Origin of the sequence: Methylobacterium brachiatum (assembly GCF_900113845.1) — a bacterium.
In the GTDB taxonomy this organism is placed as follows: Bacteria; Pseudomonadota; Alphaproteobacteria; order Rhizobiales; family Beijerinckiaceae; genus Methylobacterium; species Methylobacterium brachiatum.
The window spans coordinates 252695-266060 of record NZ_FOQW01000010.1; the positions used below are offsets into that span (position 1 = coordinate 252695).

General features: G+C 69.4%; 11 protein-coding genes and 1 pseudogene. 7 read left to right on the forward strand and 5 right to left on the reverse strand.

Features of this window, described 5'->3' with window-relative positions; genetic code table 11:
- Positions 1-32 precede the first annotated feature (32 nt).
- Positions 33-1007, forward strand: a complete 975-nt coding sequence (locus tag BMZ47_RS15385) for an NAD-dependent epimerase/dehydratase family protein (protein WP_091863279.1) — start codon at positions 33-35, stop codon at positions 1005-1007.
- 12 nt (positions 1008-1019) lie between these two features.
- Here BMZ47_RS15385 and BMZ47_RS15390 read toward each other — a convergent pair whose 3' ends face one another.
- On the reverse strand, positions 1020-2267 hold the full coding sequence (locus tag BMZ47_RS15390; protein ID WP_091863280.1) for a NupC/NupG family nucleoside CNT transporter: 1248 nt from the start codon (positions 2265-2267) through the stop codon (positions 1020-1022).
- Positions 2268-2324: 57 nt separating this feature from the next.
- Entirely contained in the window at positions 2325-2966 is a 642-nt protein-coding gene (locus tag BMZ47_RS15395; RefSeq protein WP_091863281.1) for a TetR/AcrR family transcriptional regulator, read from the reverse strand.
- A 102-nt stretch (positions 2967-3068) separates the two neighbouring features.
- Between BMZ47_RS15395 and BMZ47_RS15400 the strand changes: the two genes are divergently transcribed.
- Genes BMZ47_RS15400 through BMZ47_RS15410 form a run of 3 tightly spaced genes read left to right on the forward strand, consistent with a single transcriptional unit; the run spans position 3069 to position 6306 of the window.
- Complete coding sequence (locus tag BMZ47_RS15400) at positions 3069-3920, forward strand: SDR family NAD(P)-dependent oxidoreductase (protein WP_091863282.1); 852 nt, start codon at positions 3069-3071, stop codon at positions 3918-3920.
- Between the two features lie 2 nt (positions 3921-3922).
- Entirely contained in the window at positions 3923-4831 is a 909-nt protein-coding gene (locus tag BMZ47_RS15405) for an alpha/beta hydrolase (RefSeq protein WP_091863283.1), read from the forward strand.
- The gene (locus BMZ47_RS15410) at positions 4828-6306 is read left to right on the forward strand and encodes a flavin-containing monooxygenase (RefSeq protein ID WP_091863284.1); all 1479 of its coding nucleotides are present in this window, start codon (positions 4828-4830) and stop codon (positions 6304-6306) included. Before BMZ47_RS15405 ends, BMZ47_RS15410 begins: the two co-directional genes overlap by 4 nt.
- On the opposite strand, the gene BMZ47_RS15415 is transcribed toward BMZ47_RS15410, so the two are convergent.
- Both BMZ47_RS15415 and BMZ47_RS15420 read right to left on the reverse strand, forming a co-directional pair.
- A complete protein-coding gene (locus BMZ47_RS15415) occupies positions 6298-7350 on the reverse strand; it encodes an acyltransferase family protein (RefSeq protein ID WP_091863285.1) in 1053 nt (350 codons plus the stop codon). The genes BMZ47_RS15410 and BMZ47_RS15415 overlap by 9 nt on opposite strands.
- A 375-nt stretch (positions 7351-7725) precedes the next feature.
- A complete protein-coding gene (locus BMZ47_RS15420; protein ID WP_244536828.1) occupies positions 7726-9753 on the reverse strand; it encodes a putative bifunctional diguanylate cyclase/phosphodiesterase in 2028 nt (675 codons plus the stop codon).
- Between the two features lie 182 nt (positions 9754-9935).
- Between BMZ47_RS15420 and BMZ47_RS15425 the strand changes: the two genes are divergently transcribed.
- Complete coding sequence (locus BMZ47_RS15425) at positions 9936-11003, forward strand: spore photoproduct lyase family protein (RefSeq protein WP_091863286.1); 1068 nt, start codon at positions 9936-9938, stop codon at positions 11001-11003.
- A 51-nt stretch (positions 11004-11054) separates the two neighbouring features.
- Positions 11055-11513: a nucleoside deaminase gene (locus BMZ47_RS15430; RefSeq protein ID WP_091863287.1), complete on the forward strand. Its 459-nt coding sequence runs from the start codon at positions 11055-11057 to the stop codon at positions 11511-11513.
- A gap of 72 nt (positions 11514-11585) precedes the next feature.
- Here BMZ47_RS15430 and BMZ47_RS15435 read toward each other — a convergent pair whose 3' ends face one another.
- Positions 11586-12254 (reverse strand): collagen-like protein, encoded by a 669-nt coding sequence (locus tag BMZ47_RS15435; RefSeq protein ID WP_244536832.1) that lies wholly within the window; start codon positions 12252-12254, stop codon positions 11586-11588.
- Positions 12255-13107: 853 nt separating this feature from the next.
- Here BMZ47_RS15435 and BMZ47_RS15440 point away from each other — a divergent pair.
- Positions 13108-13366 (forward strand): annotated as a pseudogene (locus BMZ47_RS15440) (sugar transferase); the annotation flags it as partial.

Genomic DNA, 13366 nt, shown 5'->3' on the forward strand with positions numbered 1-13366 from the left:
AAGCGGGAGCGCCGGTCCCCAAGGGTCGGGCCATGCACGTCCTGCTCACCGGTTCCTCCGGCTGGCTCGGCCGGTTCCTCGCCCCGCGCCTGCGCGCCCTCGGCCATCGGGTGACCGGCCTCGACGTAGCCCCCGGGCCCGAGACCGATCTGGTCGGCTCCGTCGCGGATCGCGGCACCGTCAGCCGGGCGTTCGATCGCGGGATCGAGGCCGTGATCCATGCCGGCGCCCTGCATAAGCCCGACATCGTGCGCTACCCGGCGCAGGCCTTCATCGACAGCAACGTCACGGGAACGCTGAACCTGCTCGAGGCGGCGGTCTCAGCCGGCAACGACCGTTTCGTGTTCACCTCTACGACCTCGCTGATGATCAGCCAGGCGATCCGCGACGAGGCCGGCGAGGCCGCAATCTGGCTGGACGAGACCAGCGGGCCGCTGGCGCCGCGCAACATCTACGGGGTGACCAAGCTCGCGGCCGAAGGCCTGTGCCGCCTCTACGCCGCGGAGTACGGGCTGGCCTGCGTGGTCCTGCGCACCGCCCGGTTCTTCCCGGAGGAGGACGACACGCACCGGGTGCTGTCCGGCGAGAACCTCAAGGCCAACGAGTTCCTGAACCGGCGCCTGACCGTCGAGGACGCCGCCGAGGGGCACGTCGCGGCGCTGCTGCGGGCGCCCGAGATCGGGTTCGGCCTGTTCCTCCTCTCCGCGCCGACACCGTTCGACCGCGCCGAGGCAGGAGACCTCAAGCGGGACGCCGCATCCGTCATCGCGCGTCACTTCCCCGACGCCGCGGAACTCTACGCCCGGAGAGGCTGGACGCTGCCGGCCAGCATCGGCCGGGTCTACGATTCGCGTCTCGCCGAGACGGTGCTCGACTTCCGCTGCCGGACCGGATTCGCCGAGATCCTGGAGGCGTTGCGGGACGGGCGCGCCCTGCCCTTCGCGCACGACCCGACCTACCTGTCTCCGAAAGAGGTCGGGCTGGAACGCTACGCCTTCGGCCGCTGACGCCCCCGCCCCTCAGGCCACGAACATCCCGGCGATCGCCGCGCTCGTGAGGTTCGCCAGGGTCCCGGCCAGGATCGCGCGCAGCCCGTAGCGGGCGACCTCGGCGCGGCGCTCGGGGACCAGGCTGGAGAAGCTCGCGAGCTGGATCGCGATCGAGGCGAAGTTGGCGAAGCCGCACAGGGCGAAGCAGACGATCGCCTGGGAACGCGGGTCGAGGGTCTCGGCCTTCAGGGTCGGCGACAGGTTGGCGTAGGCGAGGAACTCGTTGAAGGCGATCTTCTGGCCGATCGCGCCGCCGACCAGCGCCGCGTTCTCCCAGGGCACGCCGAGCAGCCAGGCGAGCGGCGCGAGCGCCCAGCCGAGCACGCCCTCGATCGAGGCCGCCGGGTAACCGGCGAGCCCCCCGACATAGCCGACGATCCCGTTCGCGAGGGCGATGAGGCCCACGAAGGCGATCAGCATCGCGCCGACCGAGACCGCGACCGCGAGGCCCTTCTGCGTGCCGTCGGCGGCCGCCTCGATGATGTTGGCCGCCCGGATCTCGCCGAACTCCACCCGGGTGGTGGCGATCCGGGTCGGCTCGACCGAGGGCATCAGCATCTTGGCGTAGAGCAGGCCCCCGGGGATCGCCATCACGGAGGCCGCCAGCAGGTAGGTCATCGGCACGCCGAGCGCCGCGTAACCCGCCAGGATCGACCCAGCGGTGGAGGAGGCGCCGCTCGCCATCACGGCGAACAGCTCCGCCCCGGTGAGCAGCGGCAGGAACGGGCGCAACGCCACCGCGATCTCGCTCTGGCCGATGGCGATGGTGATCACCGCGGAGAAGGATTCGATCGGCGAGGTGCCCAGGATCCGCCGGAGCACCGCGCCGAGCCCCCGGGCGAGCACCTGCATCACGCCGACATGGTACAGGACTCCGATCAGCGCCGAGACGTACAGGATCTGCGGCAGAACCCGCAGGGCCAGGATGAACCCCGAGCCGCCGAACAGCTCGAACATCTTCGGCTCGACCAGCCCGCCGAACAGGAACGCGGTGCCGCGGTCACCGTAGGAGAGCCCCGTCACCACGACGTCCGCGGCGGCCTTCAGCGCGGCCTGCCCGGCCGGCAGGAACAGGACCAGCGCACCGAGCCCGACCTGCAGCGCCAGGGCGGCGAGCACGACCCGGGGGCGGATCGCCCGGCGGTTGTTGGAGCACAGGGCGGCGATCGCCAGCAGGAGCAGGATGGAGAGGCCGGCATGGATCAGGCGGTCGGGCATCGCATCCTTCGGGTCCGAGCTTGACCGCCGGATGGAAGGTTCGGGCCAACCGGCCCGTCAATCCGGGTTGTCCATCACGAGGTAGGGAGCGAACAGGTCGCTGACCTGCGCGAAGCCCCAGTCGAGATCGGCCTGGGTCAGCTCGGTGCTGCCCTGGAGCCGGTGGCTCATCCAGTGGCTCGACACGATCCAGGCGTTGTCGATCAGGCGCCCCAGGGCATCCGGCGCGATCCGCAGCCGCCCGGCCCGAACCGCCGCCTCGAACACGCCGCGGGCGAGCGCCTGCGTCCGCGCCCGCAGGGCATGGACCCGCGGGCGCAGCGCCGGGGCGATCTCCACCATGGCGATCCCGTCCCGGTAGATGCAGCGATAGCGCCAGATCAGGTCGAACCAGCCCCGCTGATAGGCGAGCAGCGCCTCCGGGGCGGCGGGGTCGGCCGGCATGCGCCCGGCCACCGTCTCGGCCTCGACCTCGAAGGCCGAGAACAGCGCCTCCACGAGGCCGCTCTTGCGCGGGAAATGATATTGCAGATTGCCTTCCCGGATCCCGGATGCCGCGGCGATCTCCGCCGTGGTCACCCGGCCCAGGCCGCGGGCGTTGAACAGCGCCAGACTCTGCGCGAGAATTTTTTCGCGCGTCCCCGTGGGCCGTTCCGGGCCGTCGCCCCCTCGCCCCCTGCGGCTGTCGCCTGTCAGCATGATCCCCGAATCCGCTCTAGGGTATCCACCCTAGACAATCCGCGCGGCCGGGGCTATCCCCATGGCGTCGTCGGGCAAGCTCGGCGGAACGGGAGGTGAGGCTTGGCCCAGAAACTCCAACTCGCGGGCGCGGTCGTGCTCCTCACCGGCGCGGCGAGCGGCATCGGCGCCGCCCTGGCGCAGAGCTTGGCGGCCAAGGGCTGCAGCCTCCTGCTGGTGGACCGGGATGCGGCGGGCCTCGAGGCCGTCGCCGGCAAGGCCCGCGCGGCCGGTGCCGCCGTGGAGACCCGGGTCCTGGACCTCACCGACGCCGAGGCCATCCAGACGCTCCCGGACTGGGCCGAGGCGCGCTTCGGCCGCCTCGACGTCCTGATCAACAATGCCGGCGTCGCGCTGGGCGGGCGGTTCGACGAGACGCATCTCGACGATTTCGAATGGCTGATGGACATCAACCTGCGCGCCGTCGTGCGGATGTGCCACGCCTTCCTGCCGATGCTGCGTGCCCGGCCGGCGGCCCAGATCGTCAACCTGTCGAGCCTGTTCGGGCTGATCGCGCCGCCCGGCCAGGTCGCCTACGCGACCAGCAAGTTCGCCGTGCGCGGCTTCACCGAGGCCCTGCGGCACGAATATGCCGGCACCGGGCTCGGGGTCACGGTGGTCCATCCCGGCGGCGTCGCCACCGCCATCGCCCGCAGCGCCCGCAGCCCGCGCCCGCCCACGGACCCGGAGGCCGCCGAGCGCGCCCGGGTGGAGGACGAGAAGGCGCGCGAGGCGTTCGGCAAGCTGCTGACGCTCTCGCCCGAGGAAGCCGCGGCCACGATCATCCAGGGGATCGAGCGTCGCCAGCCGCGCATCCTGATCGGCAAGGATGCGCGCAGCGCGGCCCTGATCCAGCGCCTGATGCCGGTGGGCTACTGGAAGACGATCGTGCGCCTGTCCGGCGGGAAGGTCTGAGCATGGCGAGCCTACGCGCCTATCTGGGCACCTGGATGGTCCGCAACAAAGTGCGCGGCCCCCTGTCGAAGGCCCGGGACGCGGCCGCCTTCCGCCGCATCTTCGAGGCGCCGGCCTTCCCCGACCCGAAGGGCGTCACTTACGAGCCCGGCACGTTGGGCGGGGTGCGGGGGGAATGGGTCCGGCCGAAATCCGGATCGGGTCTGCGGATGCTCTACATCCATGGCGGCGGCTTCATCGCCTGCTCGCCGCGCACCCATCGGCCGGTGACCGGCGCGCTGGCCAATCGCGGCTTCACGCTCTTCGTCCCCGATTACCGCCTCGCCCCCGAGCATCCGTTCCCGGCCGCTGTGGAGGACGTGATGGCGGTCTGGCAGGCGTTCAGCGCCGAGGGTCCCGCCTGCGTCGCCGGCGAGTCCGCGGGCGCCAACATGGCCCTGGTGCTGATCGGCGAGGCGCGCGCCCGCGGCCTGCCGATGCCCTGGGCGGCCGCCCTGTTCTCGCCGGCCACCGACTTCGTCTCCGAGGACGGATCGCGGCGCACCAATGCCTGGCGGGACGCGATGTTCGACCCCGGGGCGCTGGCGGTGATCCGCACGATGTATCTCGGCGATGCCGACCCGGCCGATCCGCGGATCTCGCCGATCTTCGCCGATCCGACCGGCTACCCGCCCCTGCTGTTCCATGTGGGCGAGCGCGAGGTCCTGCGCGACGACTCGATCCGCATGGCCGAGAAGGCCCGGGCGGCCGGGGTCGTGACCGAGCTGAAGCTCTTCCCGGTCGTGGCCCATGCCTGGCAGTTCGCCGCCCATATGCTCCCGGAGGCGCGGACCTCGCTCGGCGAGGCCGCCGCCTTCCTCAAGGCCCACGCGCCGCAGAACGCGGCCGGATCGGGGAGTTCGCCGCGATGAAGGCCCCTGCGACCGAGCCCGCCGCCGAGCCCCTGGAAGTCCTGATCGTCGGCGCCGGCTTCTCCGGCCTCGCCATGGCGATCCGCTGCCGGCAGGCCGGGATCGGTCCGATGCGGGTGATCGAGAAGGCCGCGGATATCGGCGGCACCTGGCGCGAGAACACCTATCCGGGGGCGGCCTGCGACGTGCCCTCGCACCTCTATTCTCTCTCCTTCGCCCCCAAGCCCGACTGGACGCGGATGTATGCCCCCCAGCCGGAGATCCAGGCCTATCTGCGCGAGACCGCCGAGCGCCACGGGCTGATGCCCCTGATCCAGCTCGGCACCGCCTTCTCCGGCGCGACCTGGGACGAGGCGCGCGCGCTCTGGCATGTCGAGACCGATCGCGGGCCGATCACGGCCCGGGCGATCGTCTCCGCCATGGGCGGCCTGCACCATCCGGCCTATCCCGACCTGCCCGGCCGGGACGCCTTCGCGGGTGCGGCTTTCCACACGGCGGCGTGGGACCATTCCGTCGACCTGGCGGGCAAGCGCGTCGGGGTGATCGGCACCGGGGCGAGTGCCATCCAGGTCGTGCCGGAGATCGCCAAGGTCGCCGGCCACCTGACCCTGTTCCAGCGGACGCCGCCCTGGATCATGCCGAAGCACGATCACGCCATCGCGGATTCCACCAAGGCGCGCTACCGGCGCCTGCCGGTCCTCCGGCGGCTTGAGCGGGCGCGCCTGTTCTGGCTGCACGAGCTGCGTGCGTTCTTCGGCTTCACCAAAGTCTCGAAACTGACCAAGCAGGCCGAGGGCCTGGCCCGCCACCACCTCGCCAAGGCGGTGCCCGACCGGGCCCTGCGGGCCAAACTGACGCCGAACTATCGCCTCGGCTGCAAGCGCGTCCTGATCTCCGACGAATATTACCCGGCCCTCCAGCGCCCGAACGTAACCCTCGAGACCGGCGACATCGCCCGGATCACGGAGGCCGGCGTCACCACCGCGGACGGCCGGGCGCACGCTCTCGACGTGATCGTCTACGCCACCGGCTTCGACGTCACCGGCAGCTTCGCCCGGATGAACCTCGTCGGTCGCGACGGCCGGCGCCTCGCGGAGGCCTGGTCCGACGGGATGGGCGCCTATCAGGGCATCACGGTCGCGGGATTCCCGAACTATTTCATGCTGCTCGGACCCAATACCGGGCTCGGGCACAACTCGATCATCGCGATGATCGAGATCCAGGTGCGGCATGTCCTCGATTGCCTGGCGGCACTGCGCGGCGGCGCCCGGGCGATCGAGGTCCGCCCAGAGGCGCAGGCCCGGTTCCTCGATCGGATCCGGACCCGGCTGGCCGACAGCATCTGGCAGGCCGGCGGCTGCCGCAGCTGGTACCTCGATGCCCAAGGCCGCAACACGACCCTGTGGCCCGACTCGGTGATGGCCTACCGCCGCAGCGCGCGGCGGGCGCGGATGGCGGATTACCGGCTAGGTTGAAGGTCGCGGGCGGTCGGGGGCCAAGGCCCGCGTCAACACCCTGCGTATCGGGCGATCATACAACCGATCCAGCGCGTAGGCGGTCCCGGTGCAGAGAAGCGCGGCGATCACGGCGACGAAGACCGGACGATTCTCCATGTGGAGGATCTTCACCGAGCCGACCATGAAGTGCAGCATCGGGACATGGATGGCATACAGGGGATAGGACAACCCGCCCGCGGCCCGAAACAGCGCCCGTTCCTTGCGATAATCCGAGCCGGCCGCGAGATAGATGATCGCGGGCAGCAGAAAGAGGATCGCAAACACATCGAATAACGGGCCGACATCCGGAACGAACAGAACGGCGATGAGCAGCACCGCCGCAATCTCCGGCAGAAAGCCCCCCTTGTCGGGCTCAGGCCGGTATCGCCACAGAACGACACCGATGAAGAAGCCGAATCCCGCCCGGGCGAGACCGCCCGGATAGGTGGGCCACGTCGCGCCGAGATCGGCCGAGCCATTCTCGAGTGCGAAAGCGTAGATGGCGACAGCGGATACGACCGCAACAATCAGCAAGATCCAGGACCGCGCCTTATAAAAGAACGCCGCCCAGACGAGGTTCATCAGGATCTCGAGCGACAATGACCATAGCGGCGTATTCGTCGTGAAGATCGTATCCGTCGGAGCCGGGCTTGACCACGGCTTCGGCAGCAGGGCCGTGTTGAACACCGTTCCGCCGACGATATCGAACACGCTGTATTGCGAATGATTCTGAGTATAAAATCTAACTAGGAAATATAAGCTTCCGATGGACAGCCCGAGCACGCTGAGCGGAAGCATCCGGATCAGCCTCAGCCGCATGAAATCGACCAGCGGCATCGCGTCGAGCCGCGCGGCGTAAGCGTGGGATAGGACGAAGCCGCTCAGGACGAAGAAGAAATCGACCGCCAGATAGCCATGCGGTGCGAGCGGGAGCCCGATGATGGAGAAATGAAAGATCATGACCCCGACTGCAGCGGCTCCTCTGAGCCCGTCGAGGACCTCATATCGCACCTCAGAGGCCATGACATAGAACTCTAAGTAATAAAATATTAATCTTCTTAAGCAATCAAGTCAGGGCTGTGTCAAGTAATTTACGCTGTGAATTCTGTTAAAATGTCGCATCTTTAGACAGCGACGACCCTCTGCATGCAGACGCGCCTACCGGTTGTGTTGATGAATAGGATACGCTCTTCAGTTGTTCCGGCACGGCTTTGACGCGCACACAGCGATCGCGCCGCTTCGGCGACGTGGTGTGAGATCAGGACCTCCCCAGGAGGTTGCGGCCCCTTCCACGACTCGACGACCGCGAGGAGGCACCTCGGCGTGGCGTTGGTCTCGGAAGGCAGCGCCGCACCGGTCGCGCCGGCGGCGTCCGCCAGGCGTTCCGACCCGCCCGCCTCAGGCCGCCTGCGGCTGCTGGGCGAACAGGACGGCTTCGAGATCCTGGACTGGGCTGGGTCGCCCGAGATGATAGCCCTGCAGGAACGGGCAGCCCATGGATTGCAGCATCTGCAGATCCTCCTGCGTCTCCACGCCCTCGGCCACCACCTCGAGCCCGAGCAGCGTGCCGAGGCCCAGAACGGCCAGGACCAGCCCGCGCTTGTCGTCGGAGGCGCTGAGCCCGGTGACGAAGTTCCGGTCGATCTTGATCCGGTCGGCCCGCAGCTGGCGCAGCGAGGACAGCGACGAATAGCCGATCCCGAAATCGTCGAGCGCCACCCGGATACCCGCGCGCGAGATGGCCTGCAGCTTGCCCTGCACCGCGCCGAGATCGAGGGCGGTCTCCTCGGTGATCTCGATCTCCAGCATCTCGGCCGGCAGGCCCAGGGTGACGAGGCGCTCGATCACGATCTCGTCCACCGGGATCTGCGCCATCTCCCGGGGCGACACGTTCATGGCAACGCGGACGGCGCCGAGACCCCGGGCACGCAGGATCTGCATCATCCGGCAGACCCGATCGAGGATGAAGCGCAGGAGCGATTCGGTCAGCCCCGCCGTCGTGGCCGCGGCGATCAGTTCGGGCGGCGAGATCCAGCCGAGGCGCGGATGGCGCCAGCGCACCAGCGCCTCCAGCCCGACCAGGGTTCGGGCATCGAGGGCGTAGATCGGCTGGAACCAGACCTCGAGGGCGTTCTCGACCAGCGCGTGCGAGAGGTCGCGCTCCAGGTCGCGCCGCATCTCCAGGCAGCTGCGCAAGCCTGCGTCGAACAGGCGGAAGCGGTTCCGCCCGACCGCCTTCGACGCGTACAGCGCCTCGTCGGCGCAGCTCAGCATCTCCATCAGGCTGGGCTCGGGCTCGGCGTGAATGCCGATGCTGACCCCGACCCGCCCCTCGTCGAACCCGTCGAAGGGCTGGGCGATGGCGGCGATGAGGCCGGCGGCCAGGGCCGCGTAGGTCACGCCGGTCGCCGAGGGATCGTAGAGCACCGCGAACTCGTCGCCGCCGAGCCGGGCGGCCAGGCCACCCGGCGGGAGGGTGGTCCGCAGCCGGCGGGCCACCTCGACCAGCACCCGGTCGCCGGTCTGGTGGCCGTAGACGTCGTTGACCGATTTGAAGCCGTCGAGGTCGAGGAGCAGCAGGCAGGCGGTCCCGGCGTTCCGGTGAGCCTCGGCCTGCTGGATGAAGCCGGCGCGATTGAGCAGGCCGGTCAGGTCGTCATGGGTCGCGCGCCAGCGCATCTCCTCGATGAGCGCGTTGGCGCTGGCCTGCGCGTCCGCCCGGGAGCGGGCCAGCGCGGTGGCCTCGTTCTTCAGCCGGCTCGCCTCGCGAAAACCCGCCTCGCTCTGAAACGCCGACCGCGACAGGGCGGCCAGATAGAGCAGCACGCAGAGCGCCAGGCAGCTCTGGTCGAACCCGTCGGCGGCGAACAGGCAATAGGCCACCGACAGCAGCGGCAGCAGGATGAAGCAGACCGGGATCCGGGCATAGGCGGTGCCGTGCGTGACCGCGCCGGCGGTGATGCCGCAGGTGATGGTGAGGTAGAACAGGGTCTGGGCGGAGGTGTAGCCCGCGCAGAGCAGCGGCTGAAAGGCCCAGACGAGCCCCGACAGCAGCGCCGCCAGGGTGCAGGCGCGCAGATGCCCATCGAGCGAGCGCGCGGCCTCCTGGGCCATGTCGGGGGGCATCGCGGCGGTCAGGGCGAGCCCCGGACAGGCGGTCCTGCACAGGCCGATGCGCAGGAGGTTGGCGCCGGTCGAGGCCGCGTACCAGATCAGCCCGGCGCGGCCGTTGCCCGCCTGGAACGCCACCAGCACGCTGGCGAGCCCCAGCAGCATGTTGACCGGAATGGCGGTGAGGACGCTGCGCCGTACGGCCTCGAGCTGATCCCGACGGACAAGCGCCTGCGGCCGGCGATCCGGATCATCGGACGTCGCACCAGGGGCCGCCAGCCCAGGAGCGCGCCCCTCCAGGTCGTGAAGCGTCATCGTGCGTCCAATCCGAGGCGCACGGATTATCCACCCAGAGTCGTAAGAGAGTGTTGAACGTGTTGATCGGTTGAATCGACCGACACGGTCTGTGGACTTGGGGCCCTGCGTCGCAAGCCATTCCGGTGCCGCCACGCCGCGCCATATCCGATCCCGGGCCGCCGCCGGGCCCCGGATCCGCCATGGCCCTCACCAGCGACCTCCTCGACATCCGGACGATCTATCACGAGCCCGATGTCGGCGCGTTCCCGATCGGGCACGAGATCCTGGCGCGCTTTCCCGACGCCGAGCGGATCCCGGTCCCGTCGCACTGGAACATCCCGGCGCTTCACGGCAACGCGGGCTCGGTGGAGGATTGGGTGCGCATCAAGCGCTCCACCCTGGTGCTCGGGGTGAAGAAGGGCCTGACCATGCGCCCCAACGGCCGCAGCGCCCATTTCATCGCGCCCTCGACCTCGAACGGCTGCGCCATGGCCTGCGCCTATTGCTACGTGCCGCGGCGCAAGGGCTTCTCGAACCCGATCTCGCTGTTCGTGAATATGGACCAGGCCTGCGCGGCGATCGCCCGGCATGCCGACCGCCAGGGTCCCCTGCCGGAGCCCGACACGATCGACCCGGCCTACTGGATCTACGATATCGGCGAGAACGGCGACCTCTCCGTCGATGCGGCGGTGAGCACCGGCGTGCGCACCCTGGTCGAGCGCTTCCGCACCCTGCCGAACGCCAAGGCCTCCTTCGCCACCAAGGCGGTCAACCGCGACCTCCTCGCCTACGACCCGCAGGCCAAGACGCGGATCCGGTTCTCTCTGATGCCCGCCCGGATCGCCAAGATCGTCGATGTGCGCACGAGCCCGATCCCGGAGCGGATCGCCGCGATCAGCGATTTCGTCGCCGCGGGCTACGAGGTCCACGCCAATTTCTCGCCGGTGATCCTCTACGAGGGTTGGGAGGCGGATTGGCGCGCGCTGTTTGCCGAGATCGACGACACGCTCTCGGACGCCGCCAAGGCCCAGCTCAAATGCGAGATCATCATGCTGACCCACAATGCGGGCCTGCACGACGTCAATCTCGGCTGGCACCCCAAGGCCGAGGACCTGCTGTGGCGGCCGGACATCCAGGAGGCGAAGGTCTCGGAGGGCGGCGGCACCAACCTGCGCTACCGGACCGGCTGGAAGGGGAAATGGCTCGCCCGGTTCAAGGCCCTGCTGGCCGAGACCCTGCCGTACTGCACCGTGCGCTACGCCTTCTGAACTCCCGGGCCGACGGCGCGTTGGGGCGCGGGTTCAGGGAAAGGCGCAGGGATGTCCGAGCACGAAGCCTATATCCGCGAGGCGGTCGCGCTCGCCGAGGCGAATGTCCGGGCCGGCGGCTCGCCCTACGGCGCGGTCATCGTGCGCGACGGGGCCGTGCTGGTCCGGGCCGCGAACACGGTGCACGCCACCAACGACCCGAGCGCCCATGCGGAGATGGTGGCGCTGCGCGAGGCCAGCCAGGTTCTGGCCAGCCGCGACCTCTCCGATTGCGTGATGTATGCGAGCGGCCGCCCCTGCCCGATGTGCCATGCGGCGATGCGGCTCGCGGGCTTCCGCGAGGGCTACTTCGCCTTCTCGGCCGAGGAAGCCGAGGAGCACGGGGCCGGCAGCGCGGCGATCTATGCGGAGCTGTGCCGCCCCCTGGACGAGCAGCCGATGCGCCTCAGCCAGATCCGCCCCGCGGGCGCGGCGCCCTACGCCGCGTGGCGGGCGCGGCGCGAGGCCTGAGGCCTGTCGGAAGGGGTTTTTGCAAGGCGGCGTCTCGGAGTCTCCGCGGACCGGCACGCCCCGTAACGGACGCTAGTAGCGATCATCCGCGGAAACTCCCGCTCCGGGGTCCGACGGCGCCGTATCGTCGGTGCCCGGTGCCGGTTCCCGCAGCGGGGGAGTCGCGCGGGGTTTGGCCACCGAGCCCGTCCGGGTCGGCGAGGGCTTGGCTTTGACGGCGAGGCTCGGGGGCGCCGCCTTCCCGATCGGTCCGGGCACACCTTGCGGGCCGCGTGGTCCGGGCGGACCTGCCGGCCCGGCGCTGCCCACGGGACCCTCCGGTCCCGGCGGACCGCGCTCACCGGGCGGGCCGACCGGGCCCTCGGCACCCGGGGGGCCAGGCGGTCCCATCGCCCCCTGAGGACCGGGCTCGCCCCGGGTCCCGGCCTCGCCGCGCGGCCCGGGCGGTCCGGGAAGCCCCGGCGCCTGCTGGCCGCATTCGCCCACGACGACGCTGCGCACCTGTTTGGGGGTGCGCAGCGTCGCGATGCAGGTGGCCGGATGATAGACCACGTGAAACTCGAAGGCGCCCCGGCTGTCGGTGCGCTGCGGGAACCGGCCGTCGAGCGTGATGTCGGTGTCCGGCTCTCCGGTATTGCCCAGAACCCACAGGTCGCCGGCCGTGATCTTGGCGGCATCGATGCGCATATCGGCCTTGGCCGGCGCGATACAGACGATCAGCGCCGCAAAGACCGGAAACACGCTCCCGTACCGGAGCGATAGACACATGGCGGGTCCCGCGTTCTTCATATCGGCAACATGCCGCGCCTTTGCGGATTCGCAATAACGCGGCTTAAGTTCGGTGTGAAAAGCGACGTTTTAGCGAGCTACACGCCCGAATTCGGTATTCGCATGGCTGACATGCGCCATATGGTCGAAGGCTCGCACTTTCGTCCGACCGGTACAGCCGATCCGGGTGCGGTCGCGCACAGGGCGGTACGCCGATCTGTCACGCCATACGGGCGTCGTCGGCACTTGCTCCGCTGCTGGAACGGCCCCTTTTTGGGGCGCTGCGGCGCTCAGCCCTGTCCAGCGCGCCCCGCAAGAGGGCTGTCCGACGCGCGCCGGGCCGGGTCGCGAATTTCTGTTCCTTCGCGATGCAACGGTTTTGGCAGGTTGTTCGTTTGGGGGTTCGGCGCTGCACCATGAGCGCCCGACCCAGCACGGCCACGCTTCGAGGCCGCCAGCAGCCTGTGCGGATTCCGCTTGTGCGGCGCACAATCGAATGCTGCGTAAGTTGTTGTCCGGTCCGTTGTTTCGGACGGACTGCGCCGGGGATTCAGTATCAACTACTGAACGTGAGGTTTGCGCGACAACCCCGCCTATGGCGGCTTAATCCCCGTTCAATATGCACTTTTTTACAAAGCTAACCTGTTTAGGCAGGGTAAATAAAATAGCCGCCGCCTTGTCAGCCCCTTAATTGGCGTCTATAAGCCCGGCACTAACTAATCATTAACCACCCGCCATTGGCCTCAAACGAGGATCTGAGACCATGCAGGGTCATGCCGAATCCCCCACATCCACGGGCGCCTCTGCGCCGCACCATAGGGTTGAGATGTCCGATGTGGCCGATCAGATTGCGGATCAGGTGAGCGAGGCTGCGGAGGCCGTGGCGGAGGCGGTTCTGCCGGAGACGCCGTTCGTGGCCCGGGGGCTTCGGCTGGACTGGGCGGCCAAGCGCGGTCTCGACATCGGGGTCGCGGCGACCGCGCTGTTCCTGCTGCTGCCGCTGATGCTGCTGATCGCCGCCCTGGTCTGGGCCGGCGACCGCAAGGCGCCGATCTTCCGGCACACCCGGCTCGGCCGGGACGGGC